This is a genomic window from Leptospira borgpetersenii serovar Javanica (assembly GCF_003046425.1).
Lineage (GTDB): Bacteria > Spirochaetota > Leptospiria > Leptospirales > Leptospiraceae > Leptospira > Leptospira borgpetersenii.
In genome coordinates this window covers 48,437-74,023 of the sequence record NZ_QAJG01000011.1, presented here as the reverse complement: position 1 = coordinate 74,023, position 25,587 = coordinate 48,437, and the positions used below count along the sequence as shown (strand labels likewise).

Below are 25,587 nucleotides of genomic sequence, written 5' to 3'. Positions count from 1 at the left end.
CAATAAAGTCAACAAAAACTTTTTTGAGAGAGTGACACTTCTTTGACAATCAGAACTTTAAAATTGGTATAGTTTGTTTATCGGTTATGTGGTCCACTCTGCAAGTTTATCATTCGATTCAAAAAGATAGAGAGAATGTAGAGATTCCGGGTTCGTATTCTTGGATGACTTGTATGCGTACAATTTGGATTACGGATAGCCGGATTCACGCGGAGCCTTTGACACTTCCAACTACTTTAGAGAAGTATAATGGTTATGAAGGGTATCGTTTTATGCTCGAGGTCGTTTCTGGTCTTCATTCCAGGCTTTTAGGTGAAACTGAAGTTCTCGCACAGTTTCGGGATAAATTCAAAAATTCCTCCTTGCCCTCCTCCGCATTCGGGGAATATCTCGCGAAATTCAGAGACAGTCTGATTCAAGATTCGAGAAGTATTCGTTCCCGCTATCTTCAAAATATCGGTGAACAATCTTACGGAGGTCTTGCAAATAAATATCTAAAGGATCAAAGTTCGGTTTCTCTTTTAGGAACGGGGCAACTCGCCGAAAAGATTCTTCCTTGGTTAAAAAATCGAAACGTGACTCTCGTAGGACGCAATGAAGAACGTTTATTAGAACTTTCTAAAAAATTCGGTGTGTCCGTTAAACTGCTGATTGATTGGAAGCCTTCCAGAGAAGCGATCGTGATTGCGGCACCTTTAAATCTTTCTTTTCATTTGAATTCGATTACAAATGGGGTGGTTGTGGTCGATTTTAGGGAAATTCCTTTAGAAGAAAAATGGCCCGATACAATTCAATACGTGTCTTTTGCCGAGATGTTGGATTCTCTTCGTGAAACCGAGGAAAGGGCTTTGCAAATTCGAGAAAGAATCGGACCCGCTCTGAATGAGCTCGTCGAAGAGCGGGAATTTGAAACTCGGCAATTTATTTTCGGTTGGGAAGATCTGACTTGTCCCGCGTTCTAAAGATCGCTTCCCGTAAAAGCGCTCTCGCAAAACTCCAAACCTATCTTGTACTCGACGCTCTAAAAAAAAAATTTCCGAATATCCAAATCGAACTTCATTTTCGAGAAGCTTCGGGAGATCTGGATCTGCAGACTCCTCTCTGGAAAATGGGAACGAGAGGTGTTTTTACACAAGATCTCACAAAGGATCTCGTGGAAAAAAAAGTGGATCTCGTGATCCATTCTTGGAAGGACTTGGATCTAGAAGGCCATTCCGGAACGACAATCGTAGGCGTGTTGGATCGTGCCGATCAAAGAGACGTCCTTCTTTGGAAAAAATCTTCCCTTTCTAAAAATTCTCCCTCGGAACTGAAAATTCAAACCTCTTCTCCGAGAAGGGAATATAATTTAAAAAAATTCTTAAATAATTCCCTTCCCTCCCGTTATAAAAATTCTTCGCTTATCTTTTTGCCGGTGCGGGGTAATATTCAAACGAGAATCCGCAAATGGAGAAACTCCGATTCGGACGGTCTTGTGCTTGCCAAGGCGGCTTTGGATCGACTTTTGTCGGAAGATTTTTTGAATTCGAACGAATTAGAATATCAAGAAATACGAAAGTTCTTAAAGGAGATCTTAGAGGAATCGATCTTTCAGGTTTTTCCTCTTTCCTTAAGCCCTTCCGCTCCCGCACAGGGTGCGATCGCGGCGGAGGTGAGAACGGATGACGAGTGGGCTTTGGGTTTTGTCCGGGCTCTAAGTAAGCCTGAAGTCGTTTCCGCGGTGGAAGAGGAAAGAAATACCTTAAAACGTTTTGGCGGAGGTTGTCATCAAAAGATAGGCGTTTCGGTTCTTTACAAATCCTATGGAAAAATTTTATACCAAAAAGGACTTACGGATTCCGGCGAAATTTTGGAAATCGAAAAACAATTCTCCGATACTTTTTTTCCTCCGGCCGAGTCGGTTGCGAAAGCTTATCCGGTGCCAGGAGAAGCGGTCAAACAAAAACGAATTCTCTTGGATTCTTCTCAAGGATTTGTTCTTTCCAGGGACGGTAAAGAAGACAAGGTCATTCTTCCCGAAGAGTTGATCCTAAAAGATTGGCTCGTAACCCGAGGGAATGCGTTTCCGAATTTGGATCCATCCTTAAGGCACCAAGGTATTGTTTGGACTTCCGGCTTGAAAACTTGGTACCAACTCGCCGAAAGAGATATTTGGGTTCATGGTTCCTTGGATGCTCTCGGAGAAGAGGAGCTTCCCAAACATTCCATTTTTGGAATGTCCTTGGATTTCGTAAAATGTACACACGTAGGTTCCACGGAAATCGGTTCGGGTCTTGCGCGGATTCTTACGTATCGGACGCAACCTATGGAAGATCATCCCGATCTTTCCGAAAAAACTCATTTTTTTTGGATGAGTGCGTCTCAGTTCGACAAAGCTTTGTCTCTTTTTCCTGGAATTCGGGATCGGTTTCACGCTTGCGGACCGGGAATTACTTCTTCCCATATCCGAAAAGTTCTGGGAGAATCGGCGAACTTATCCGTTTTTGTACACTATGAGTCTTGGCTACAAAGTCTCGGACTTAAAGAATTCAAAGGAAAAGAGCTTGGAAACCAAACAAAGAAGAATTCGCCTTAATGTAGGACTCAGAGATCTTGCGTCTTCGGAGAGCCTGAATTCAAAAAAACTAATACAACCTCTTTTTATCGTAGAAGGTTTAAAAGAAAAAGAGAAGATGGATTCTCTTCCGGGTGTTTACAGGGACACCGAGGTTTCCGTCTTAAAACAAGTAGAGTCGGATCTCAAAGCGGGAGTGACTCATTTTATTCTTTTTCTCGTTCCAAAGTCCAAATCCAATTCTGAAATTCCGAAATCTTTTTACGAACGTTCCATCTCTTCCTTGAAAAAGGAATTTCCCGACGCGTTTTTATGGATCGATACTTGTATGTGTTCGCTCACGACTCACGGCCATTGCGGCCTTCTGCGTCCGGACGGAAGCGTCGATAACCCCTCTTCCGTAAAACATCTTTCCGAGATCGCTTTGACATATGCACAGTCCGGTGCGGATGGAATCGCTCCGAGTGATATGATGGACGGAAGAATCAAAAGTCACCGTTCCATTCTGGATAAAAACGGTTTTTCGAATATTCCAATTTTAAGTTATTCTACTAAGTTTAAGAGCAATTTCTACGGGCCGTTTCGTGCGGCGGCGGATTCCGCTCCAGGGCACGGGGATCGTTCTTCTTACCAGATAGACGTTCGGAATCGAGAGGATTCGATTCTTTCCTCCGTGCGCGATAAAGAAGAAGGCGCCGATTTTTTAATGGTCAAACCCGGGATGACTTCTATCGATCTTATCGGTCCGATTCGGGAAAAAACCGGACTTCCGGTAGGCGCTTATCAGGTCAGCGGAGAATACGCGTCGATTCACTATCTTGCACAAAACGGTTTTTGTGATTTTAACGCGGCTTTGTGCGAAACCTGGCAGATTTTTTCTAGAGCGAGAGCCTCTTACTTAATAACTTATGGAGCAAGAAAAGGTAAGGAGATTTTATCTTGAGTCAACGTTCATCCGAATTGATTTCCGATTCATGGAAAGGTAGTTCTTCCGAAGGGCTTTTTGAAAGAGCTAAGATTGTTTCCCCCGGTGGAGTTCATTCTCCAGTCCGTTCCTTTCGTTCCGTGGGAGGCACTCCCGTATTTTTTGTCTCCGCGAACGGAGCCACGTTAACCGACGTCTCCGGTAAGGAATACGTCGATTTTTGTTTGAGTTTCGGCCCTTTGATTTTGGGGCACAGAGATCCGGAGGTGGAAGAAGTGGTTCGTGAAACGGCGGGGCTTGCATGGAGTTTCGGAACGGCGGAGCCCTACTCTCTCGAACTTGCGGAATTTATCACGAATCGAATTCCTTGGGCCGAAAAAGTCCGTTTTGTGAATTCGGGTACCGAAGCGGTGATGAGTGCGCTTCGTGTCGCTCGCGCGGCGACCGGAAGGGAAAAAATTTTCAAGTTCGACGGATGTTATCACGGTCATCTGGATGCGCTTTTGGTCAAAGCGGGTTCCGGTCTTGCGGGAGAATCTTCTTCCGATAGCGCCGGGATTTCTTCGACTGCGATTGCAAATACTCTCGTATTGCCTTTGGACGATGAAATGGCCGTTCAAAAATTGTTCGAATCTGAAGGAAAAAATATCGCCGCCTTGATTATCGAACCTCTACCGGCCAATTACGGACTTCTTGTACAAAGAAAGGAATTTCTTTTGAAAATCGTGGAGATCGCGAAAAAATATGGAACGTTAGTCGTGTTTGATGAGGTGATTTCCGGATTTAGGACCGGTTTTCAGGGAATGTCCGGCTTACTCGGAATTCGTCCCGATTTAGTGACTTACGGCAAGATCATAGGGGGCGGTTTTCCCGTCGGTTGTTACGCTGGAAGAAGGGATCTTTTGGATTTGGTCGCTCCTTCCGGACCGGTATATCAAGCCGGAACCTTAAGCGCCAATCCGTTCGGAATGAGGGCGGGACTTGCAACTCTAAAAAAAGCCGAAAGGGATTCCATCTATTCTGTGTTGGAAGTTCGAACCAAAACTTTTGCCGACGAGATGGTAAAACTTCTGAATGGAAAAACGGATCAGGAATGGGAGGCCGTGACTCATTCTTCCCTATTTTGGTTTCGTAAAAAGACACAACAAGCGGTGAGAAGGATCGATCAAATTCCGGAAGGTCATAAAGAAGGGTTTGCGGAAGTATTCCACGTTTTGTTAAAGAACGGAATTTATCTCGCCCCTTCTGGTTACGAGGTAGGATTCTTATCCTGGGCCCATAATGATTCGATGATCGCAAAAGTTTTGGAAATAGCGGATAAGGCCTTCAAAGGACTCTAATGTCTTCTTTATGGAAAAATTCTAGAATCCTTTTTGCAATCGTTTGGTTGCTCGTCACGGTTTCACTCGGAGTTTGGTGGTTTTTACTTGGACTTAAGCTTACGAATACCGTAGCGGGTCTCAGCGCGAAACTGAATTCGTCGTCCGAAAACCTTTCCATTTTGGAAAGACAAAGCAGAATGATCAAGATGGAAGGCACCTTTTTTCTTTTGATGCTTTTTCTGGGAGGAGTGACGTTGATTTGGTTTTCTTATCGTGAAACGCGTAGAAATAAACTGATTCACGATTTTTTTTCCACCGTGACTCATGAGATGAAGACTCCCCTTGCGAGTCTTCGTCTTCAAGCTGAAAGTCTACAGGAAGAAATGCCGAGTTTGAATGAGAACAAACTCATTCATCGATTATTGATGGATTCCGTAAGAATCGAATCCCAGATGAATCGTGCGATGTATCTCGCGAGTCTGACTAAATCCGAAATTCTTTACATAGAAAAGGCGAACGTGCGCGAGATTTTTCTTTCTATCGGAGAGGATTTTCCCGAACTCAAAATCGATCTTTCCCGATTGGAAAACGTTTTCGTTTCTGCGGATAGAAAGGCGCTCGAAAGTATTTTTAAAAATCTCGCGGAGAATTCCTTAAAACACGGTAAAGCTCGAATCCTTGAAGTGATTTCTGAAAAACAAAAATCGAATCGGATTCTGATAACGATTTCGGATAACGGGACCGGATTTGATGGAAAGTATAAGGTGTTGGGGATCCCTTTTTATAGACACGGAAGTACGAGTGGGACCGGCATAGGACTTTATATAATAAAGAAGTTGATGAAAAAAATGAAAGGCGATATGCGTATCGTTCCGCAAAAAATCGGTTTTAGAGTGGATCTGAATTTTCCGGGAGCGATCTGAAATGAAAGCCAAACTTTTATTAGTCGAAGATGATCGTTCCCTCGGCGAGACTCTTCAAGAACGTCTGCAAAAAGAGGGATATGAAGTTTTTTGGACGGTTTCCGCGATTTTTGCGAAAAAGTTGGTCAAAGACGAAAAACCGCATCTGATTCTTTTGGATGTGCGGTTGCCGGATGGAGATGGTTTTACACTTGCGGAAGAACTCAAGGAAACGAAAGACTGTCCTCCGTTTCTGTTTCTAACCGCACAAGCGGGAGCACCGGAAAGACTCAGAGGATTTGAACTCGGAGCGGAGGAATTCATTCCTAAGCCGTTTCATTTAAAGGAACTTCTTCTTCGTGTTAAACACGTATTAGAATCTCATAAACATTCCATAGAAGAGACTATATTTTTTTATAAGGACTATGTCTTGGATTTTCGGGGATTTCAGGTTAGGAAAGGATCGGAAGAATTCCCGCTTTCCAAAAGGGACTGTGCCCTACTCCACTTTCTCGTAACCGAAAGAAATCGGACGGTCAGCCGTGCGGAAATACTGGATAAACTTTGGGGGGAAGAAAGTTTTCCCACAAATAGGACGATAGACAACTCGATCGTAAGACTTAGGCATGCCTTTGGCAAGGAAGGGGAAAGGGTGATTCGATCCGTCAGGGGCGTTGGTTATCAATGGACCGGAGAAATCAAAGATGCCAAGTAAACGATATTCAAATGCTATCAGCGGAGTCGCTCAGAAAATTCCTCCCGTATGGATGATGAGGCAGGCGGGCCGTTATCATAAACACTACCAAGCTCTCAGACAAAAATATACGTTTGAAGAACTTTGTAAAAATCCGGAATTGGCAGCGGAAGTCGCCTTTGGTCCCGTAGACGAATTTGATTTTGACGTTGCGATTCTTTTTTCCGATATTCTTTTCCCATTGGAAGCTTTGGGAATGGGACTTAGATACACGGATGCGGGACCGGTTTTGAATTTTTCGATCCGATCCGAAAAGGATTTGAAGAAGTTAAAGCCTGTGGAAGATTCAATTTCTTTTATGCAGTTTCAAAAGAAGGCGATGCATTTAACCCGGGAAAGAATCCCTGAGGACAAATCAGTCATCGGATTCGTGGGCGGACCTTGGACTTTGTTCACGTATGCGGTTTCCGGAAAACATGAAGGAAATCTTTCGCTTCCGAAAATTCTTACCGATGTTCGGAATGAATTTTTGGAAAAAATAATCCGATTTCTAAGAGAGAACATCTCTCTTCAATTGGAAGGTGGAGCCGAGTTGGTCATGATCTTTGATACCGCAGGAGGAGATCTTTCTCCTGAATTGTTTCGTGAAATCGTAATTCCCGGGATAAAAATCTTAGCCGATAGTTATCCAGGCAAGGTCGGATATTATGGAAAAGGAACGGCGTCTCCGCATTTTCAAGCGGTTCAAAGGATTCCGACTCTTGCAGGTTTTGGATTCGATCATAGGTGGGATCTAAAGGAAATTCTTAAAAATGAAAAAAGAATGGTTCAAGGCAATTTCGATCAAAACTTATTGTTTATGGAGAAAGAGGAATTTAAGAGAACTCTCAAGAGTTATTTAATGCCGTATCGGGATCTTTCACCCGAAGAGAGAATTGGTTGGGTTTGCGGACTCGGACACGGGGTTATGCCTAAAACACCCGAAGAGAATGTAAAAAGTTTCGTAGAAATTGTAAGAGAGACGTTTCAATGACGGTTGAAAAAGAGCTGATTGCAAAATACGATATTCCGGCACCCAGATACACGAGTTATCCTACCGTACCTTATTGGTCCGAGGATCCGACCACGGAAGAATGGTTGAATAAGGTGAGGAATCGACTTCGTTCGGAAAACTCCTCCCTTTCCTTGTACTTGCATATCCCTTTTTGCGAAACCCTTTGTTCTTTTTGCGGATGTAATACTTCAATTACGAAGAATCATTCTGTAGAGGATCCTTATGTTGAAACCATTCTAACGGAATATTCCAATTATCTAATTAAGATTCCCGAAATCTCTCAAAGGGAGTTGAAAGAGATTCATCTGGGCGGAGGAACTCCGACGTATCTTTCTGAGAGAAATTTGGAGGTGCTTCTCCGTTCTATATTAGAAAGAATGAATGTTTCTTCTGTGCCGGATTTTTCTCTCGAAGTGGATCCTCGTAGGACCAGAGATACGCAGTTGAAAGTTCTCCATGATTTCGGTTTTAGAAGAATCAGTTTGGGAGTGCAAGACTTCGATCCGGAAGTGCAAAGGTTAGTGAATCGTACTCAACCTTTCGAAATGACGGAAAGGATCACAGAACTATCCAGAAAATTGGGATATACATCCGTAAATTTTGATCTCATTTACGGGCTTCCAAAACAGAATCTGAAAAATATGAAACGGACCGTTGAAAAAACTTTGGAATTGCGTCCGGATCGGATCGCATTCTACAGCTACGCGCATGTACCTTGGCTCAAAGCAGCGCAAAGATTGTTTACGGAGTCGGATCTTCCTTCCGGTCCTGAAAAACGCGAGTTGTATGAGGTTTCCAGGGAGATGTTTTTGAAAGCGGGTTATCTTGAGATCGGAATGGATCATTTTGCTTTGGAATCGGATTCTCTTTCCCAGGCGGCAAAAAACGGAAATTTACATCGGAACTTTATGGGTTATACTTCTAAAACGACGGATTTACTTTTGGGCCTCGGAGTTTCCGCGATTTCGGATAGTTGGGATTGTTTTCACCAAAATGAGAAAATCGTTAAAAAATATCAAAAACGTATCCGGGAAGAAGGGTTTGCCACGTTTAGAGGACATAAGCTTGACGAAGAGGATTTGATACAAAGATCGTTGATTCTGCAATTATCGACGACAGGAACGGTTATAGTACCGAAGCGAATTTTGCAGGATGTGAAACTGTATTTGGCTTCTATGGAGGACGATACTTTAATTAGATGGGAAGGAAATCTTCTCTCTTTGACCGAAAAGGGTCGGCCTTTTCTTCGGAACGTTTGCACCGGTCTGGATCTCAGATTACGGAGAAAAAGCCCGGAATTGAGGGTTTTTTCAAGGTCGATTTGAAATGATCCGGTTTTGGTCAAAAAATCGTCCAAAAAAATATGAGTAAGAAATGACAGTTTTAACAAACAAAAATTGTCGCTTATCGCGGGAAGGGCATTTTGAGATTATCTTTGAAAGAATTTTTTTTAACCTTTGTGGTGTTCTTTATCGTCGTTTTTACGATTTCGGCGGAAACCGTTCTTTTGCAAGAAGGCGGGAGTTATCGCGGTAAGGTAATCACTCAAAATCAAAAAACGATTACGATTCAAACCAGAGAAGGGAAGCGGGTTATTCCCAAAAGGGAAGTTTTAAAAGTCATTTATAAAGATGTCAACGAGGCGGAGGAAGAAAATATCCGTAATCTCGAAATCCAAAAGTTGGAAGAAGAAAAACTTTCAAAACAAAAGGATCACGAGTTGAAAAAACGGCAGATGGAAGAAGAGCGTCTTAGAAAGGAAAGAGAAGCGATGGAGAAAAATCTTCCGCCTCCGCCTCCCCTTCCTCCCAAAGAACCAGAGGTTTCCCGGGCTGGGGCGCTTGCAAGATCTGCGGTACTTCCAGGTTGGGGGCAATGGGCGAGTGGAAGAAAATTTGCGGCGATTTTCTACCCTACTCTCTTTTTAGCGGCAGGTTATGCGGTTTATGAGAACAATCGCAAGTATGTAGTCACCAAAAGAGAATATGAAAATTATGGAAACCCATATACGAAGAGTTCACTCGTAATGGCCGCGTTAGGAATATCAAATCCGGATTTACCTCCGGTGATTTCCGATCCGGTTACTCTTCATATTTACAATCAGAATTTTAGCCCTTATCAGGACAAAAGGGAAGCCGTAGATAAGGCCTATAAAAATCTTCAGACTAGTATTGGGTTGTTGGCCGGAGTTTATCTGATTAACTTGGTGGATGCTTTCCTTTTCGGAGGTCAAATTTCCTCCAAGGTCGGAATCTCGAACGGGGCGACCAAAGGGTTGATTTTCGATTACAATCCAATGGCGAATTCAGGAATCTCTACTTCCGCGGCGACTCTTGAGTCCAAATACACGTTTGGATACCGGTATCAATTCTAGAAGCCGGTGAATACGCAACCGCCGGACCATATTGTTGTCGGAACGGGTTTTACAGGGCTTCTTTATGCTACCCTTGCCGTCTTAAAGGGAGAGTCTGTTCTTCTTTATGAAAAACGGGACCGTTCCGGGGGATTAATCGGGTCCGTTCCGACTCCTTTCGGGCTCGTGGAAACTGCGGCAAACGGAATATTAAATTCCTATCAGCTTGAAGAACTCGCTTCCGCACTCAACTTGGATATTCTATCCACAAGAAAGAACTCGAAAAAAAGATTTATCTGGAAGGACGGAATTCCAAAAAGAATTCCATTGTCCTTTTTAGAACTCTTACGCCTATTATACGGAGTTTTGACGGTACCTGCCGGGATTCGACGGGAGGAATCCGTTTATCAATGGGGAGTTCGTGTTCTGGGAAAGGGTACCGTGGAAAGTTTACTGGAACCGGGCTTTGCAGGAGTATATGCAGGAAATTTAAAAGACATGTCAGCCGAGCTTGTGTTGGGGAGATGGATTTCTTCGGAGGAATCTCTGTTGAAAAATATTCGAGCGGCGATTCAAAAGAAAAAAACGGAACAGAAAATACCGAAACAGAGAAGAGGGACCGTAAGTTTTCGAGGCGGCTTGGGGGAATTCCTAAACGTAATGGAAGCGAAAATCACATCGTCTCCGAATTCCAGGATATTATACTCGGAAGAATCCCCCACCTTAAACTCGCTTAGAAAAAAATATCCGAAGGCAAAAATCGTCCTCGCCTGCGGTTTAGAATCTTCTCTAAGATTATTGTCCTCTAGTTTTCCCGTTTTCAAAAGATACGAAAAAATTTGCAAAACTCTTGGAATTGTGACGGTCACTCGATTCGGCAATCAGCCGTTACTTGGTAAAAAAACTGGATTTGGAATTCTTTTTCCTCCGGATTCAGGCATACGGGCCCTGGGAGTTTTGCTGAATTCCTCCATCTTTCCGGGAAGGGTTTCCAAAGGGCATTATTCCGAGACATTTATTTTCGGAGGGGCCTTCGACGTAGACGTTGTGAGACTTAAAGAAAACGAAATCGTATCCATCTTGGAAGAAGATCGGAAAAAGATTGCAGTCCAAAACGACGAGCCTATCAATCACTACGTTACGATCTGGAAATCCGCACTTCCCGTGTACGACGCCGCACTTCTTGAATTCAACAAAGAGCTGGATCGCGGTTTGCCGCAGGGGGTTTTTGTGGAAGGAAATTTTCGATACGGGATCGGTCTAAGTTCGATTTTAGAAAGGATTTGGAATATTATGCGAAATGGAAAGGAATTTTCGCTTAGAAATTGATCGGACATTCTCCCGATTTTAGATTCGGAAAGTGCCCTCCTAACTTTTTACAGATACATTCGTTCTTTGAGGATTGAATGGATTCCAATCCGATTTTTGCCATTGCTTCGATGAATTTCGGATAAATTCCGGGAGCCGGGATTCGATGATACTCTGCAATTCCGTTATTATAGGCGATTTTTTTGAGTTGTTCTCCAATCTCTTCTAAGGTTTCCAAGTGATCGCTTACGAAACTGATCGGATATACTGCGACTCTTTTGACTCCGTTCTTTCCTAATTGCTCGAGCATCGTAATCGTATTTGGCTCCGTCCATTTCGAAGGCCCTACCCTACTTTGAAAGGACGTATGACATTTTCCTCGAAATCCTTTTTCATAAAGAAGTCGTTTTAAATTTTCGACGTTGGAATTGATTTCTTCCCTGTATCGGTCTCCTTTTTCGATCAAACGGATCGGTATACCGTGAGCGCTGAAGATCAAGTCGATCGTTTCCCAATTCGACACACCTTGAAAAGAATCGGAGTGTAAAAAATCTTTCCGGTTCAGTCTGTTTTGAAAAAAGTCCAAAATAAGATCCCGAATCGATTCTAAATAGACTTGTGAAGAATGAAATGGTGCGACCCAACCTTCGTAACTTACGGGACAGAATTTTGTCGTTTGTTCCACGAGTTTAGCCGTGCTTAAAACGGTGGATCTGGAGAAGTGTGGATATAAAGGAAGTAGAATATTTTGTTTTGTAGGAACGAGAAAATCTCGGTTTAGTTTTCTAATATCGGGATAGCCGCAGGTCATCGTGATGTTGCCTTCCCATTTTTCTCCCGTAATTTTTTCGAGGGCTTTTGCGATTGCGTTCGCCTGTTTAGAAGTTTCTGAAACAAGAGGGGAACCACCTCCAAAGCCCATTGATTTGTAGGTTTGAGCGACTTTTGGGGCCCTTTTTTTTGCGACCCATTTTCCTAGAGGCTTTCTGATCCATTCAGGAAGAGGAAGATCGAAAACAAGAGGGTCTTCAAAAAGGTCGATCAGAAATTTTTCGATTTCCGATGTATCCCGCGGACCGCCTAGATTGATTAATAAGATTCTGTTTTTCAGAAGAATATACCTTTAATAGAATTTCATAGTTCAGATTAACAAAACTACTTCAATCAACCGTTTCTATGAAATAGAAACCGATAGAAAATTAATTTTTTGGACAACTCTAATATAAAAATCCCGTTAGGGATAACTCTACGTTCCATTCTTTTAGATTCATATAATTCTTATAATGACCTAAATATTGAGAGAGAATGTCGTTGTTATTTAATCCGCCTTTTGTCGAAAAATGACCGTCTCCAAAAAGTCTGTGTTCGTTGAGTTTTAGAAACGTTAGATAATTACCGAAAATTCTTCCCACTCCTAAGTTGAAATCGATTCCGAAACCGGAAAGATCTCCGATAAAGTTAAGAGATCTTTGATAATGGAAGTCTCGAAAGTGCCCCGTCCAGAAAATGCCGGACAATGAGGTTTCGAAAAGCCATTCTTTGTTTGAGTATCTATAACCGAGACCTAACGGAAATTCGTAGGTCGAATACGAAAGACTTAGACCCAAACCGATTCTGTTCAAAAAAACAGGGTTTGAGTCAAAAAATTGAAATACGTCGTAGAGAACATATTTCATAAACGTATACTGAAAGCCACCTGTGAGATACATTCCTTTGCCTTCTTTTCGAAAGTCCGAATCACTATCTCCAAAGTATCTTCTCAAAATGAGAGATTGCCTGTTTTGTATCATCGATAGCCGGCCTTTCCCGTCTGCAAAGTTGCGGGATCCGATAAACGTGTAAGGAGTATCATAGTATGAAAGTTCTCTGGTTGATATTTTGGTTCCTCTTTCGACCGTGGGATCGCCTAGGAAAAAATCCTCGTCTCTTCCCTCTCCCGCATTTACATAACGTCCGGTGGTTTTTAGGTTTAGATCGGCCTCCCATTTTTGCCAGCGAAGAGTGAATCCGAGTCCACCATAATTAAAATCCCTTGCGTATGTGATTCTTGACCCTCCTCGTAGGCCTGAAAGATTCGGGTATTTGGTGCCAGTTTCAAAAATATTATCCCCGCCGTTTCGTCCCGCGAGTATCGTAAAGGAGGACTGTTGGAGCAGTTTTTTAAAAAATGTCTCCTCTGTTGCAGCCTGTTTTTCTTTTTCCTGAAATGACTTCGGCGATTCTTCAGGGATTGGGAGAGAGGCCTGTGCGTAGATCGAACCGATCTGTAAAAGGGGAGTGATAAAAATTAAGGAAATCTTGAGTATATGTTTTTGTATTTTCATGAACTTACTTTTGTTTTTTAGTTGGGACCGAGGCTTTCGGGGTGCAATCGTTTCACCCCGAATAGTACTAAGAAATCAAGACAGATTAACCGCCCTACCCTCCCTACGCAATTCAGTTTTTAACGTTGCGAAATCGATGGGACATAGTATTGATTTGACAATGTGATTGTGTTTGTGCGATCCTGGCCCCGAGACTTTTTTTCATGAGTTCCAAAACTCTAACAACCCGGCAGATTTTAGAGGAGTTCGAAATTTTCTCCGAGGAAGAATTTTTGTCCAAGGTAAGGGAATGGAAGATTCCGGCTTCAGGGAAAGGAAAATTCGAACGTGAAGTAATAGAAAAATATTTTCAAAAAAACGATAAACACGTTTATGATTCCGCGATTATCGCCGTTTCCAATCAAAAGGGCGGAGAAGGTAAAACCACCGTTTCCGTTTGTTTGGCCGAAGCTCTTTCTAAATCGGCTCCTGTGCTTCTTGTGGATTGGGACGCACAAGCGAACATCACTCAGCTGTTTTTCGGCTCTGTGGAAAGATCGGTTTTTCATTCCCTGGGTTACAGGGGCGAAGAGCCTATACCTGCAAAAGACCTATTGGTTCAACTCGCGCCGGGTTTGGATCTTTTGCCTTCTTCCATTCATCTCGCAAACTTTACGACTCCGTATGAAAGGGACGACTTCGAACTTTTAAAAGATGCACTTAAGCCGATTCGCTCCACGTATAAATATATCATCATCGATTGTCCTCCGTCCCTTGGATTGATTTTAGAGAACGCATTGATTGCGGCCGATCACGTTCTGATTCCGATTCAGACTCGTGCTTTTAGCGTTCAAGGTTTGAAGGATCTGCACTCCACGATTCTAAAAATAAAAAAGAAAGCGAATCCGTCTCTCAATCTTTTGGGGGCCGTTCTCAATCAATACGAAGACGCCCGCGCACTCGCGGGATTGGCGGATGCAATCCGAAAATATTTCGAAGTTTTCGATACCGTTGTTTACAGGAGAGAATCGATTCCCCAGGCCCAAGCCAAGAAAAAACTCTTGGGGGAATACGATAGCAAGGTTATGCAGATGTTTTCTTCTTTGGCGGATGAATTGATGGAGAGGATTTCAAATGGCTAAACGTTCGGATTTTGCAGGTATGGACCTTCTTACTGCCTTCGGAGAAAAAGAATCCTCAAGCTCGGAAATACAAGTTTCGGATATAGTTCCAAATCCATCTCAACCACGCGTGTTTGGAAAAGAGGAAGTTTCCGATCTCGTAGAATCCATGAAACGTTTAGGTTTGATCGAACCTATCGTAGTAAGGAAACAGGGAAAAAAATATCAGATTGTGGCGGGAGAAAGAAGGTTTCAAGCGGCTAAGGTTCTCAAGTGGAATACGATTACGGCAATCGAAACTTCCGCATCGGAAGATAGATGTTTTGAAATGGCACTTGCCGAAAATGAGAAACGTAAAAGCCTGAATCCTTGGGAAGTCGGCCGTGCAATTCAGTTTTTAAGAAAAGAAAAAAGAAAAACCGCCGAAGAGGTTTCCAAGGTTTTAGGTTTTACCGAAAGATACGTGAAGCAGCTGAGTTCGATTGCGAGGCTTGATCAAAAGTCGGTGCAGGATTTGATTCGATCCGGGAAGGATCCTTCCGTAAAAAACCTGGAAGCACTTTTAAAACAAAAAGAAGGCAGGGGGGGTGAAATGATTTCATCCCGAAAATCGATTCCGACGAAAATGACCATTCAGTTAGTGGGACTTACTTTGCAGCAGAGAGAAAAATTCCTAAGGGAACTTTCTTCTCTGAAAAAAAAATATGGAATTAAAAACTGATACGGCTTTTAAACGGAAAAAATATATGAAATTCGTTGTTATAGCAGGTCCACATCGTAAGGTTTCTCAGTCAGCCAAGGTCGCAAATTGGATGGGAAATCGTCTTGAGATGTTTGGTCATCAGACTTGGATTCTCGATCTCGGTAAACATAGGCTTCCGATATGGGACGATACTTTTTGGGACGGGGGAGATGATTGGGATCGGATTTGGGGACCGATCGAATCCGAACTTAAAAGTGCCGACGCTTTTATTTTTGTAACGCCGGAATATTCCGGAATGGCTTCTCCTGGTTTGAAAAATTTTCTTCTTTATTGTAATTCGACTTTACTCGGCCATAAGCCGGTTTTAATAAGCGCCGTTTCCGCTAGCAGAGGTGGCGCGTATCCGATCGCCGAACTTAGAATGAGCAGTTATAAGAACACGAAACTTTGTTATATTCCGGAGCATATCATAGTTCGGGACGTAGAACACGTTCTAAACGCTCCTGAGTCCGTCAGTAAAGAAGATTCTTATATCCGAAATCGGATCGACTTCGCCCTTAAGATTCTCGTGAGTTACGGAGAGGCCTTGAAAACCGTTCGTGATTCCGGTGTGACGGTTAAAAAAGAATTCTTAAACGGGATGTGAGGCGGGTTGATAAGGGTACATTTGGTGTTTGTCCTTTGTAAACCGTTTCTTGTCAAATTAGAGGAATAGTCAGACAAAAATCAGAGTTGAATCCGCTACTTATCGTAACTAATCTGCAAGTTGAGTTGGAATCATAAGGATCAAAAACTGGTATTAGAGTTGCCCAAAAAATTAATTTTCTATCTGTTTTATGGAAACGGTTGATTGAAGTGGTTTTGTTAACCTGAATTATGGAATTTTTTAAGTGTTCCAGCAGACTGGAACTTATTACTTGCAAAAGGTATGATTTTCTGATAGAAAAACCACCGGAGTTTTTCCGCTCTTCGCTCTCGCTTTGTGATCTGTAGAGGGCAATGCGACTTTAGCTTTCCGCTCAAAATGCGGGTGGGTGTCTGTTTCACGGAATAGATCTAAGTCATTATAGGGTTGACTATAATAGAGAGCATTATACTTCAAGTTCAGAAGCGATCGATCTGCTACCGGCTTTCTTGACTCCGTCGATTCAAGAATATCATATTTGGAGCGGACTTATGTTCAAGAATTATACTAATCTGACGTGAATTCGACATGCCAAATGCAAAAACGATTGTAGTGGAAATTCCGAAGGAATTGGAACATTATACTGAGATCCTGAGTGGGCAGCATTTTAGTTGAGAAGCTCAGACGAAATGCTTTTACGAAAGCGTTTCAGGTTGTAAGCCATTTTAATTATGAAGTTTTTGGGCGATTCGCCAAGATTTTCTTATATCGAATGATCCGCCCTAAAACTGTCTTCTGTAGGAGCCGGCATTACCTGCGACGTTGTGATCAGTTCTCTGAATGTGGAAGCTCCGGCGGTTTATTACGAACTTATCGAATGTAAGTAAAACCGATTTTCATAATTTTTTGGGACAGGTTCTTAGTTTTTAAAATCGAATGTGTTGAAAAATATAACGTATCAATTTCGATAAAAATAACCAAATCAAAAGGGGGATCGCGATATTAATAAATCCGACAATTAAAATAAGAGGCCAGGCGAAATTTGTCCCCCAATAAAAAGGGTCCCAGGCGTGCATCCAATGGATGAGTATTGGATGGAGTAAAAAAATTCCCATGCTGTTTTCCCCAACAAAGGCAAAAACGGAAATAAATCGTTTATGTCTCTTTTGTTTCTGAGAACCTTCCGCCCAAAGAAAAAGAAAAACAAACATCGCGAGTGGATAAAAGATGAGGTGATTAGAAGAATCGAATTTCCAGAGATATCCTACGATGCCTAAGACGACTAAATACAGAAAAATTCCACATAAGAGGATTGTTTTGAAAGAGTAGGGGAACGAAGCGGATTTAATTTCTTCGGCAAGTCGTAAAAAACTTTTTGGTTCTTTAAACCATTGTTCAGCTAACAATCCGAAGGTGAAGAAAAAAAGAAAACCCGTCGGTAGGATGGGTTCGATCGATTTTAAGAAGGGAGTTTCAAAGTAACGGAAAATATGGTTCGATAAAAAATTCAGGATAAGAGCCGAGAAAAAAAAGATTAAGGTTACTTTTTTGGAGTCGGACTTAAGTAGGATTCGTTTGAGGAAAGGAAACATAAGATATAAGGAAACTAAGAGAGGAACGAAATAATAGGGAGCGCACCAGGATCCGAAAAGAATTCCGTTTAAATATTCAGTTATACTAGGAAGGCTCTGTAGTTTTATGCAGGCGGCCAAAAAACTGACACCCAGATATGGAATCAAAAGGGAAAAGATCTTAGGCTTCCAATAATCAGTCCAGTTCGTGAACTTTAAAAAAATTCCGGAAGAAAGAACGAAAGCCGGAACTCCGAATCGGAATAAATTCGAAAGAGCCAGTGTCAGTGCGGAAGCGTTTTCTCTCGGACCAAAATACTGGTAATACGAATTCACGTGGATGAAAACGATTCCGGTGATGGCGAGTCCTCGAATGAAATCCACAGATTTGCTTCTGATTCCCGAAGTTTCTTTTTTTGGGTAGGAAAGAAGGATTTGAGAAGGTGTGTCGGAAAGAGTACAGACCAGAATTAGTATACAAAGTCCGAATATATCTATTATTAATGAAAGGTTTGAAATCATAAAAAGAATATGCTTTTTCGGTAGTGGAATTAGTATTCATTTGTCTATAGATGATTTTTTGATAAAGAAAGAAATCTTTTTAGGTCGGTTTAATAAATGAATAAAATGGAGATCCCTGCCGGAGGAATCGTTTTTAAAGAAGGCGAGATGAATAACGCGATGTATGTGATTCTTTCCGGTTCTGTAGAAGTTTTTTTTACGCGAAAAAATATCGTCCAGCGTCTTGCCGTGATGAATAAAGGAGATTTTTTTGGAGAAATGGCGTTGTTTCGTGCAAGGCCGAGGACTGCGACCGCAAAAGCGATTTTGGATTGCCAGCTTGCAGTCATCGAGAGTAAACAACAGCTTGAGAAGTTCCTAATCAAAAATCCGGATTTTTCCGCCAAAATGGTTCGAATACTTGCCGATCGTTTGGCAAACACCGATGAGCTTTTCGGCTCGACACTGGAAGAATTTTGCGAGTAAGTGCGTAAGATTTTAAAGATGCCATCTTCGTTTATTGTTTCTTCTATTTCTGTAAAATGTAAAATGGAATGATCGCATAAAGTGATTGAAAAATCGGAAATATAAGCAAGAGGAGCGAAAATGAAAGGTGAAGGTGGGTTTGAAATAAATTGGATTTTTCTTGAAATTAATGTTTGAAGTAAGTTATAATTTGCATTCAATTGTTTCGTATGAAAAATGTACTTATCACCGGTGCAAGTTCGGGTATTGGAAAAGAATTAGCAAGGCTTTATGCGGAGGCGGGAGCCAACGTAGCGTTGACTGCAAGAAGAAAGGATTCTCTTAAAAAAATTGCCGACGAACTGAAATCTTCCGGTGCAAAAGGTAAAATTTTATTTGCTTCTTTGGACGTTTCCGACACGGATCAGAATTTTAAAGTCATTCCCAAGTTGGCAAAGGAGCTTGGAGGTTTGGATTTGATCGTTTTAAATGCCGGGATCTCAACCACTGCTTCGTTCGGAGGCAGAAGTTTTGAAGCCGATCGTGCGGTGATTGAAACTAATTTGATCGGAGCGATGGCAGGTGTAGAGGCGGCCTTGCCTATTTTTCAAAAACAAAAATCGGGACAAATCGCTGCGATTTCTTCGGTAGCTTCTTTTAGAGGTCTTCCCGGTTCTGCAAGTTATTCTTCCTCGAAAGCGGGACTTTCCACCTATATGGAAGCTCTTCGAGGAGAAGTGCGACGATATGGGGTTTCGGTAACGGTGATTCATCCCGGATTTATAGATACTCCAATCAACAATCAAATGAAATCTCGTCCGTTTGTAGTTCCGGTGGAAAAAGGCGCTCGGAAAATATATAAAAGAATTGAAAACAAAGTTTTATCAGCTACAGTTCCTTGGTTCCCATGGGTTTTCCTTGGTTATTTTATGAAACGAATTCCCGAGTTTTTATGGTCGAAGATCGGTCTGAAATAGAATTACCTTTTGAAAAACAAAACCGAAAAGGGAAACAGTCGATTCGGGTTTTGTTTGTTTGCCTCGGAAATATTTGTAGATCTCCTGCAGCGGAAGGAGCCTTTCTGGATTTGATCCAGAAAAGAAATTTGGAATCTTCCTTTTTCGTGGATTCGTGCGGAACGTCCAGGTATCATATCGGGGAACTTCCGGATCCCAGGACTAGGCAAGCCGCACGTAAAAGAGGGATCGAACTTACCCACAAGGCGAGGCAATTTCGAAAAGAAGATTTTAGGGATTTCGATTACATCCTTACGATGGATAAGTCGAATCAGAAAGATGTTTTGTATCTTGCTTCTTCGGACGAAGAAAGGAAAAAGGTGCAATTGTTTCGGTTTTTTCAAAAAGATTCCAAAAAAGACTTCGAAGTTCCCGACCCATATTATGGTACTTTAAAAGACTTTGACGAAGTGCAAAATATCGTCTCTGAGGCAGCGGAAGACTTTCTTGATTTTCTTCTCTCTAAAAAACTGGATTTAAAAACTTAATCTGGGAGGAAATTCCTCACAAATGAGTGAAACCAGGAAAAGAAAAATAGTCGTCGTCGGCGCAGGGTTTGGGGGTTTACAAGTCATTAAAAAACTTTCCCAAAATAACAATCTCGATATCACGGTGATCGATAAAAAGAATCATCATCTATTTCAACCCCTTCTTTATCAGGTCGCGACCGCGGTTTTAAGTCCTGCGGATATTGCGATTCCAATCCGTTCTTTAGTAGGGGAGAGGTTGAATGTGACTGTGGTTTTAGGAGAGGCAACCAAAGTCGATCTTGCGACAAAAACAGTTTATTATCAAAATACTTCAACAAATTATGATTATCTAATTTTGTCGGCTGGGGCTAAGTCTAGTTATTTCGGAAACGATCACTGGGAGAAATATACGATCGGTCTGAAAAATCTAAAGGACGCTTTGAGGATCCGTCATAAACTTTTAATTTCCTTCGAAAAAGCCGAACTTTCGGGAGACCCTGAGGTTGTTAAAGCTCTCTTGAATTACGTAATCATCGGTGGAGGACCGACCGGGGTAGAATTGGCAGGTTCCATCGCAGAACTTTCCCATCAGATCATTCGGGACGAATTTCATACGATCGATCCTGCCTTGTCCAAAATTACTTTAATCGAGGCCGCTCCTAGATTACTTACGACCTTCGACCCTTCTTTGGGGGAATTTACTAAAAAACGGTTGGAGAGTAGGGGAGTGGAAGTTTTGACCGGAACCCGAGTCATTGATATCAACGAGCGCGGGGTTCAGCTCGAAGAAAAGATGATTACAACCCAGACTGTGATCTGGGCTGCGGGAGTTCAGGCTAATACGATCGCATCCACGTTAGGCGTAACCTTGGATCGAGGCGGTAGGGTTATCGTGGATGAGTTCTGTAACATAGAAGGTCATCCGGAGGTTTTTGTGATTGGCGACATCGCCAATTATTCCAAAGGTCTGGAGCATCCTTTACCCGGGGTTTCTCCCGTTGCGATGCAACAAGGCCGTTATGTCGCTGCGCTTATTCAGGGGGACTTGAAGAACAAAAAGCGTAAATCTTTTCGTTACGTTGATAAAGGGTCTATGGCTACGATTGGTAGAACGGACGCGGTGGCGCAAATGGGAGTTCTGAGAATGAGAGGTCTATTCGGTTGGTTTGCCTGGCTTTTCGTTCATTTGTTCTATCAAGTTGGGTTTAAAAATAAGGTGACGATTCTCATCACATGGGTTTGGTCTTATATCGCTTTTCGCGCGGAGGCGAGGGTGATTCAGGACGAGATCAGCGCGGACAACGGTTGAATATGAGCCTTGCGGGCACCGTTTCAAATTTTACTACATCTCAATCGAAACGGAAAATGAAAGGTTGTCAATTTTCAGTTTCACGCCGACTAAAACTTTCGGACAATAGAATCAAATTTTCTAATATTCTTTGCACGGGAAAAAGATTGTTAACCGATCAATTTGAGTTCCGTTATTTTTGCGATCTTGGAGAATATTTTATCTTCGGTGATAAGATGGCCGTTCAATTCCAGAGCACATTGGCAGATGTGTGCGTCTGCGATCGAAACGGGCAGACCTTTGGAATAAAGTTTGGATCGTAGTAGTCCCGTTTTAAACCAGGATTCGATTTCATTTCCGCAGAGAGGTAAATCTTTGAAAAAATCCTTCATCAGAAATTGGTCCGATTTGGAACGAATTCCGCTTAGAAGTTCCGCGGCAACGATCGGAGAAAGATACGCTCTTCCTTCTTTGATGGCGTCGTCTATGGTTTCATTTCCGACTTTGAAGTAACTGATAAAACTGGAAGTATCAATGACGAGCGCGCTCACGGCTCGTATCCAGATCGATTTTGATTTTTCCTTTGAGTTTTTGGGCTTTGTCGTAAGCTCTGCTTCTTTTGAGTAGTTCAAGCCCCATCACGATCGTTTCGGTAATACCCTTTCCCGTGACGAGTCTGGCTTCTCTTAAGAGATTTTCGGGAAGATTTGCTGTGATCCGTTTGTCGTGCGTTTGAGCGATCATACTTAGATCTGTATCGGGATACAGACGAATGTCAATTAAAATCAAGTTTATAAAAATCGAAATGTTTGATAAACCAATCCTTTCCGTGATTTTTGTTTTTTTCGATACAGGAAAGGGGGAAGTGTGCTATGTGGAAGGATGCAACGGAATGTTTTCTTTCCCTTGAAAAAATTCTTGAATCCCTCTTTCTTATGTCGAGAATGCTCTGTAACATGAATCCTTCGTTCTGGACAGGCAAAACCGTCGTAGTGACCGGAGGTTCTTCCGGTATTGGAGAAGCCGTCCTCGGCGCTCTTTCTCGTATCCGTTGTAATCTTCTCAATCTTTCCAGAACCCAGCCTGAACTTTTAAAACGAAAAAGTAGCCTTCCTGCAAATCTGATTCATATTCCGACCGACTTGAGTTCGGAAAAGGAAATCGATAAGGCAGTCAAAAAAATTTCCAAGGACTATCGGGGTATAGACGTTCTTTTTGCAAATGCGGGAGTGACTACACATTCCCGTTTTGACGGAACGAGAATCGAAACCTTTCGCAGGACGTTCGATATCAATTTTTTCGGTCCTATCTATCTTATCCAAAGATTGCTTCCGCAGATTAAACTAGCCAGAGGTTCCGTGGTCGCGACCTCCACCGTGAGCGGTCTTTATGGAATTCCGGGAAGAAGCGCGTATTCTTCCTCTAAGTCCGCACTTCACGCAGCTTTGGAGGCGGCAAGAATAGAACTTTCGGAAGAAGGGTTGTCGTTTATCATTTTTTGCCCTCCTTATACAAAGACGAAACTTCGAACATCCGGTTTGGACGGAGACGGTAACGTTTTGAAAGAAGATCACTATTCCAGTAAGAGGATCAAATCTCCACAAGAGGTTGCGTCTAAGATGATCGATTCGGTGGAGGATCCAGAATCGAGACTGGTCATCATGGATAGTTCCGGATTCTTTTTGAAATGGTTGCGTAATATTGCTCCTGCTTTTTTGGAGCGAACTTTATTCAAAAAACTTTATAAAGATTTTCACTAAAAGGAAAGCATGGAAACTAGAAGCGTTGTAAAAGAATTTCAGTTCGACTATCCTCTGATGAGAGTTTGGAATGCGGTCACCGTAAACGAAGAACTGGTCCATTGGCTTGCGGATAAGGTCACTGGCCGTCCTAAGGAAGGCGCTAACTTTGCTTGGACGTGGAAGCTCGGTATGGAAGGGGATCTAACGACGAACGGAATTTATAAAAAGATAATTCCTTTGAAAGAGTTAGTATTGCTTTGGCAAGATCATCCTGCGGGTAATATTGAGTTGAAATTGGAATTTCATTCTTTGAGCGAGAATTCTTCCAAGTTGGTTGTAACGAATTCGGGCTATCCTGTAAGCGAGAAGTATGACGTGTGGGTCGAAGCCGCTTCGGAAGGATGGGACGAAGAAGGAAAACATTTGAAAGATTATCTTAAAAAATCTTGAACGTGTAAGGCCTCTAAAAAAAGATGGTAAAATGAACCTATAGGAAAAGGTGATTTTTACCTGTGCAACTACCTGAATTAGAGACTTACTTTCAAACCCTCACAGACCTCACCGATACGATAGCCGTCGTTAATTCTCCTTACGAATCGGACTTCGACCATGATATCGGACAGTTAGAACAATATTTCACAGACATCGCTTCCAGACCTTGGGAAGTTTCGAAGAGGGATTACTTCAATCTTTTTTCCAGTCACTTTACGTTTCATACGAAGATTGTGGAAGAAATCATTTTTGAAGCAAGGCGAGTTCTAATGCCTGAAAGAAGAGTCTATGTTAAACGTTTAGTCGCTTATCATAAACACGCGGAAGAATGGTTTGCGGAGTTACAAAGAAAGCGCAAACAGTTCTCTCAAAAAGACATGGTAATAGCCTGATTTCATTTGACAATCTTCTACTTCTCAAAGAACCTGAGTCGGTGTTTTTACCGACTCTTTCTTTTCTTATCACAAATTTCGAAAATCAAATTCTCTCTTATACGAACATCCAAAGTTTTCATGTCGTTTTTTGTCTCTGTAGGAATTCCCACAACGAATGACTTTTGATCTGCGGAAATACGGTTTTATAATGGAGAAAATTCTCCCGAGTCTTTTTTTCCGATCATTCTTTAGAAAACAAGATGCCGAGATATTGCGAACGGTTTTTCCCAAATGTAGATGGGATCGATTGTTTTTGAAGAAGATTTTCGTACGAGCGACGGCTCAAACGCTTGTGATGATTTAGATATGTTAAAAGTGTTGTATTCGGTGAGATGTTTTTGTGATGTGAGAATTTCTAGATGATTGCGTTTTTTTGTAAAACATATTCTTTTCTCTCGCTGAAATGTGGGAACTCCTCATTTTTGGAAAAGACTCGTTCGGTGCGGGAGTTCGCACAGTTCTTGTATATCGGAAGAAGTCGGAATTTATATTTAAACGATTCGTATAAGATCCCGTCGAGCGCCCATAGAAGCGAGATTTTAGTTTCCAGTTTGATCTTTCTGATAAAGCAGAAAACTAAAGTCGCGTTTGCTCCTTAAGGGTCGCTCTGCGGGTTTTGGGACGTGCCGTAAATTGAAATTTTAATTGAGTATTGGGAGAATTTCTTGAAGTCCAAACCATTTCTTTGGTATCCCGTCCTTCTCTTTTTGGCGATATTTCTATTCGATAAAATTTTCTTTTTGGATAAAGTCAGGGATTACGTAAAACAGGAATTTACTTATATCTACTATGATGTAAAAAAGGAACTTCTTCGGGAGATTGTTTCCAAATACGGTGGGGAATATTCCAAAAACCCCGAAAAAAAGAAAAAGCTTATGATCCTTATGGGATCTTCTCGGATGCTCTACTTTCAAAACTCGGATCTTCAGGCCTTTTATCCGGATTGGGATATTTATAATCTTTCTTCCGCGGTGACGACTCCCGCCTATTATCTTTATTTTTTAGAGGGACTTGCAAACGGCGGGGTGAATCCCGACTTGATCGTAATCGAGAGCGATCCGTTCCAATTCAATAAAAACAGTACTACATTCAAAAAATCAAATTTGGCGAACAGCTTCGATCCGATCTTTATTTTGAAATATGCTTGGACTTTGGGAAAAGAGAACGTGAATTATTACTTTGCGAATTTTCTTTTCGGTGTAAGTTACAACAAACCTTATATTGGAAATGTAATCAAACGTTTGAAGAACGAGAATTTCGAGATCGGCGAATTGCTTAAAACGATGACGATCGCCACTTTGAAAACCGACAAGGGGAATGCCATTTCTCCTGCGGGAGCTTATGTGGAGAAGGATTTCGGCAAAATTCAAGAATCCGCCCATAAAACGGTCGGTTGGATTTATCCTTCTTACGCTCCTTCGCCGATGCAGTATGAGTTTTATCAAAAAATTCTAAACTTACTTCTGGAAAAAAAATGGAGAGCCTTGTTCGTAAAACCAAGCGCTTCGGCTCCGATGGAAAAGGTTTTGAACGAGCTGAATGTTCTTGAGCCCTGGTTCCGAATCGTAAAACCGATGCACGAAAAATCGGGTATTCCTTTGTTGGATATGAGTAAGGATCCTTACTATGCTTGCAATACTTATGCGGATAGCGGTCATATTTCCTTGGATTGTTATCGTCCCTTCATTCGATTCATCCTACTTCACTACTATCTGGATCGAAAGTAAGTCAAAAGCACTTCTAT

Annotated in this window: 26 protein-coding genes; 21 read left to right on the top strand and 5 right to left on the bottom strand. The window is 42.0% G+C overall.

The genetic code is table 11. The features are described from left to right. Positions 1-86: 86 nt before the first annotated feature. The 10 genes from CLV95_RS10715 to hemG all read left to right on the top strand — a co-directional run bounded on the left by CLV95_RS10715 (position 87) and on the right by hemG (position 11,133). Positions 87-962: a Rossmann-fold NAD(P)-binding domain-containing protein gene (locus CLV95_RS10715; RefSeq protein WP_002733399.1), complete on the top strand. Its 876-nt coding sequence runs from the start codon at positions 87-89 to the stop codon at positions 960-962. Then, complete coding sequence (gene hemC, locus CLV95_RS10710) at positions 947-2,575, top strand: hydroxymethylbilane synthase (protein ID WP_002733338.1); 1,629 nt, start codon at positions 947-949, stop codon at positions 2,573-2,575. Before CLV95_RS10715 ends, hemC begins: the two co-directional genes overlap by 16 nt. After that, on the top strand, positions 2,544-3,497 hold the full coding sequence (gene hemB, locus CLV95_RS10705; RefSeq protein WP_002733453.1) for a porphobilinogen synthase: 954 nt from the start codon (positions 2,544-2,546) through the stop codon (positions 3,495-3,497). The genes hemC and hemB overlap by 32 nt, the downstream gene beginning before the upstream one ends. Next, a complete protein-coding gene (locus tag CLV95_RS10700; RefSeq protein ID WP_002733406.1) occupies positions 3,494-4,819 on the top strand; it encodes a glutamate-1-semialdehyde 2,1-aminomutase in 1,326 nt (441 codons plus the stop codon). Before hemB ends, CLV95_RS10700 begins: the two co-directional genes overlap by 4 nt. After that, positions 4,819-5,724, top strand: a complete 906-nt coding sequence (locus CLV95_RS10695) for a sensor histidine kinase (protein WP_002727679.1) — start codon at positions 4,819-4,821, stop codon at positions 5,722-5,724. Before CLV95_RS10700 ends, CLV95_RS10695 begins: the two co-directional genes overlap by 1 nt. A 1-nt stretch (position 5,725) precedes the next feature. After that, positions 5,726-6,418, top strand: a complete 693-nt coding sequence (locus tag CLV95_RS10690; RefSeq protein ID WP_002727696.1) for a response regulator transcription factor — start codon at positions 5,726-5,728, stop codon at positions 6,416-6,418. Beyond that, a complete protein-coding gene (locus CLV95_RS10685; protein WP_002727672.1) occupies positions 6,408-7,430 on the top strand; it encodes a uroporphyrinogen decarboxylase family protein in 1,023 nt (340 codons plus the stop codon). The genes CLV95_RS10690 and CLV95_RS10685 overlap by 11 nt, the downstream gene beginning before the upstream one ends. Beyond that, complete coding sequence (hemN, locus tag CLV95_RS10680; RefSeq protein ID WP_002727654.1) at positions 7,427-8,776, top strand: oxygen-independent coproporphyrinogen III oxidase; 1,350 nt, start codon at positions 7,427-7,429, stop codon at positions 8,774-8,776. The genes CLV95_RS10685 and hemN overlap by 4 nt, the downstream gene beginning before the upstream one ends. A gap of 98 nt (positions 8,777-8,874) precedes the next feature. Next, on the top strand, positions 8,875-9,825 hold the full coding sequence (locus CLV95_RS10675; protein WP_002733464.1) for an LA_0442/LA_0875 N-terminal domain-containing protein: 951 nt from the start codon (positions 8,875-8,877) through the stop codon (positions 9,823-9,825). Between the two features lie 6 nt (positions 9,826-9,831). Continuing rightward, positions 9,832-11,133: a protoporphyrinogen oxidase gene (gene hemG / locus CLV95_RS10670; RefSeq protein WP_002727716.1), complete on the top strand. Its 1,302-nt coding sequence runs from the start codon at positions 9,832-9,834 to the stop codon at positions 11,131-11,133. Here the strand turns inward: hemG and hemH are convergent. Both hemH and CLV95_RS10660 read right to left on the bottom strand, forming a co-directional pair. Beyond that, positions 11,123-12,229, bottom strand: coding sequence for a ferrochelatase (gene hemH, locus CLV95_RS10665; protein ID WP_170317460.1), 1,107 nt, complete (start codon positions 12,227-12,229; stop codon positions 11,123-11,125). The genes hemG and hemH overlap by 11 nt on opposite strands. 100 nt (positions 12,230-12,329) lie before the next feature. Next, complete coding sequence (locus CLV95_RS10660; RefSeq protein ID WP_002727706.1) at positions 12,330-13,436, bottom strand: putative porin; 1,107 nt, start codon at positions 13,434-13,436, stop codon at positions 12,330-12,332. 203 nt (positions 13,437-13,639) lie between these two features. On the opposite strand from CLV95_RS10660, the gene CLV95_RS10655 reads away from it, so the two are divergent. Genes CLV95_RS10655 through CLV95_RS10645 form a run of 3 tightly spaced genes read left to right on the top strand, consistent with a single transcriptional unit; the run spans position 13,640 to position 15,885 of the window. After that, complete coding sequence (locus tag CLV95_RS10655; RefSeq protein WP_002733434.1) at positions 13,640-14,557, top strand: ParA family protein; 918 nt, start codon at positions 13,640-13,642, stop codon at positions 14,555-14,557. After that, on the top strand, positions 14,550-15,257 hold the full coding sequence (locus CLV95_RS10650) for a ParB/RepB/Spo0J family partition protein (RefSeq protein WP_002727656.1): 708 nt from the start codon (positions 14,550-14,552) through the stop codon (positions 15,255-15,257). Before CLV95_RS10655 ends, CLV95_RS10650 begins: the two co-directional genes overlap by 8 nt. A 25-nt stretch (positions 15,258-15,282) precedes the next feature. Further along, positions 15,283-15,885 carry an NADPH-dependent FMN reductase gene (locus CLV95_RS10645; RefSeq protein ID WP_002739589.1) on the top strand — a complete coding sequence of 201 codons (603 nt, stop codon included), beginning with the start codon at positions 15,283-15,285 and terminating at the stop codon, positions 15,883-15,885. A 905-nt stretch (positions 15,886-16,790) separates the two neighbouring features. On the opposite strand, the gene CLV95_RS10630 is transcribed toward CLV95_RS10645, so the two are convergent. After that, positions 16,791-17,957, bottom strand: coding sequence for an acyltransferase (locus CLV95_RS10630; RefSeq protein ID WP_002733370.1), 1,167 nt, complete (start codon positions 17,955-17,957; stop codon positions 16,791-16,793). Positions 17,958-18,053: 96 nt separating this feature from the next. Between CLV95_RS10630 and CLV95_RS10625 the strand changes: the two genes are divergently transcribed. The 4 genes from CLV95_RS10625 (at position 18,054) to CLV95_RS10610 (ending at position 21,196) form a co-directional block, all read left to right on the top strand. Beyond that, the gene (locus tag CLV95_RS10625) at positions 18,054-18,422 is read left to right on the top strand and encodes a Crp/Fnr family transcriptional regulator (protein ID WP_002733481.1); all 369 of its coding nucleotides are present in this window, start codon (positions 18,054-18,056) and stop codon (positions 18,420-18,422) included. A 209-nt stretch (positions 18,423-18,631) separates the two neighbouring features. Next, entirely contained in the window at positions 18,632-19,378 is a 747-nt protein-coding gene (locus CLV95_RS10620; RefSeq protein ID WP_002728891.1) for an SDR family oxidoreductase, read from the top strand. Beyond that, on the top strand, positions 19,354-19,905 hold the full coding sequence (locus CLV95_RS10615) for a low molecular weight protein-tyrosine-phosphatase (RefSeq protein ID WP_002728954.1): 552 nt from the start codon (positions 19,354-19,356) through the stop codon (positions 19,903-19,905). The genes CLV95_RS10620 and CLV95_RS10615 overlap by 25 nt, the downstream gene beginning before the upstream one ends. Positions 19,906-19,927: 22 nt before the next feature. Beyond that, entirely contained in the window at positions 19,928-21,196 is a 1,269-nt protein-coding gene (locus CLV95_RS10610; RefSeq protein WP_002733380.1) for an NAD(P)/FAD-dependent oxidoreductase, read from the top strand. Positions 21,197-21,345: 149 nt separating this feature from the next. Here CLV95_RS10610 and CLV95_RS10605 read toward each other — a convergent pair whose 3' ends face one another. Both CLV95_RS10605 and CLV95_RS10600 read right to left on the bottom strand, forming a co-directional pair. After that, positions 21,346-21,726, bottom strand: coding sequence for a PIN domain-containing protein (locus CLV95_RS10605; protein ID WP_002733443.1), 381 nt, complete (start codon positions 21,724-21,726; stop codon positions 21,346-21,348). Beyond that, a complete protein-coding gene (locus CLV95_RS10600; RefSeq protein WP_002733328.1) occupies positions 21,707-21,919 on the bottom strand; it encodes a hypothetical protein in 213 nt (70 codons plus the stop codon). Before CLV95_RS10600 ends, CLV95_RS10605 begins: the two co-directional genes overlap by 20 nt. A gap of 212 nt (positions 21,920-22,131) precedes the next feature. On the opposite strand from CLV95_RS10600, the gene CLV95_RS10595 reads away from it, so the two are divergent. From CLV95_RS10595 to CLV95_RS10570, 4 genes are all read left to right on the top strand, one after another. After that, on the top strand, positions 22,132-22,935 hold the full coding sequence (locus tag CLV95_RS10595) for an SDR family NAD(P)-dependent oxidoreductase (RefSeq protein ID WP_016749229.1): 804 nt from the start codon (positions 22,132-22,134) through the stop codon (positions 22,933-22,935). Positions 22,936-22,944: 9 nt separating this feature from the next. After that, positions 22,945-23,367 carry an SRPBCC family protein gene (locus CLV95_RS10590; RefSeq protein ID WP_002728944.1) on the top strand — a complete coding sequence of 141 codons (423 nt, stop codon included), beginning with the start codon at positions 22,945-22,947 and terminating at the stop codon, positions 23,365-23,367. Between the two features lie 62 nt (positions 23,368-23,429). Then, entirely contained in the window at positions 23,430-23,801 is a 372-nt protein-coding gene (locus tag CLV95_RS10585) for a PIN domain-containing protein (RefSeq protein ID WP_002728958.1), read from the top strand. Between the two features lie 707 nt (positions 23,802-24,508). Next, a complete protein-coding gene (locus CLV95_RS10570) occupies positions 24,509-25,570 on the top strand; it encodes a DUF1574 domain-containing protein (RefSeq protein WP_002728883.1) in 1,062 nt (353 codons plus the stop codon). Positions 25,571-25,587: the final 17 nt, after the last annotated feature.

Excerpts from the sequence above, each read along its gene's own strand:
- CLV95_RS10660 (WP_002727706.1), bottom strand. The coding sequence starts at position 13,436 with ATGAAAATACAAAAACATATACTCAAGATTTCCTTAATTTTTATCACT.
- CLV95_RS10615 (WP_002728954.1), top strand. The coding sequence starts at position 19,354 with ATGGTCGAAGATCGGTCTGAAATAGAATTACCTTTTGAAAAACAAAAC.
- CLV95_RS10600 (WP_002733328.1), bottom strand. The coding sequence starts at position 21,919 with ATGATCGCTCAAACGCACGACAAACGGATCACAGCAAATCTTCCCGAA.
- CLV95_RS10595 (WP_016749229.1), top strand. The coding sequence starts at position 22,132 with ATGAATCCTTCGTTCTGGACAGGCAAAACCGTCGTAGTGACCGGAGGT.
- CLV95_RS10620 (WP_002728891.1), top strand. The coding sequence starts at position 18,632 with ATGAAAAATGTACTTATCACCGGTGCAAGTTCGGGTATTGGAAAAGAA.
- CLV95_RS10650 (WP_002727656.1), top strand. The coding sequence starts at position 14,550 with ATGGCTAAACGTTCGGATTTTGCAGGTATGGACCTTCTTACTGCCTTC.
- CLV95_RS10630 (WP_002733370.1), bottom strand. The coding sequence starts at position 17,957 with ATGATTTCAAACCTTTCATTAATAATAGATATATTCGGACTTTGTATA.
- CLV95_RS10690 (WP_002727696.1), top strand. The coding sequence starts at position 5,726 with ATGAAAGCCAAACTTTTATTAGTCGAAGATGATCGTTCCCTCGGCGAG.
- CLV95_RS10625 (WP_002733481.1), top strand. The coding sequence starts at position 18,054 with ATGAATAAAATGGAGATCCCTGCCGGAGGAATCGTTTTTAAAGAAGGC.
- CLV95_RS10685 (WP_002727672.1), top strand. The coding sequence starts at position 6,408 with ATGCCAAGTAAACGATATTCAAATGCTATCAGCGGAGTCGCTCAGAAA.
- CLV95_RS10695 (WP_002727679.1), top strand. The coding sequence starts at position 4,819 with ATGTCTTCTTTATGGAAAAATTCTAGAATCCTTTTTGCAATCGTTTGG.
- hemN (WP_002727654.1), top strand. The coding sequence starts at position 7,427 with ATGACGGTTGAAAAAGAGCTGATTGCAAAATACGATATTCCGGCACCC.
- CLV95_RS10655 (WP_002733434.1), top strand. The coding sequence starts at position 13,640 with ATGAGTTCCAAAACTCTAACAACCCGGCAGATTTTAGAGGAGTTCGAA.
- CLV95_RS10610 (WP_002733380.1), top strand. The coding sequence starts at position 19,928 with ATGAGTGAAACCAGGAAAAGAAAAATAGTCGTCGTCGGCGCAGGGTTT.
- CLV95_RS10715 (WP_002733399.1), top strand. The coding sequence starts at position 87 with ATGTGGTCCACTCTGCAAGTTTATCATTCGATTCAAAAAGATAGAGAG.
- CLV95_RS10590 (WP_002728944.1), top strand. The coding sequence starts at position 22,945 with ATGGAAACTAGAAGCGTTGTAAAAGAATTTCAGTTCGACTATCCTCTG.
- CLV95_RS10645 (WP_002739589.1), top strand. The coding sequence starts at position 15,283 with ATGAAATTCGTTGTTATAGCAGGTCCACATCGTAAGGTTTCTCAGTCA.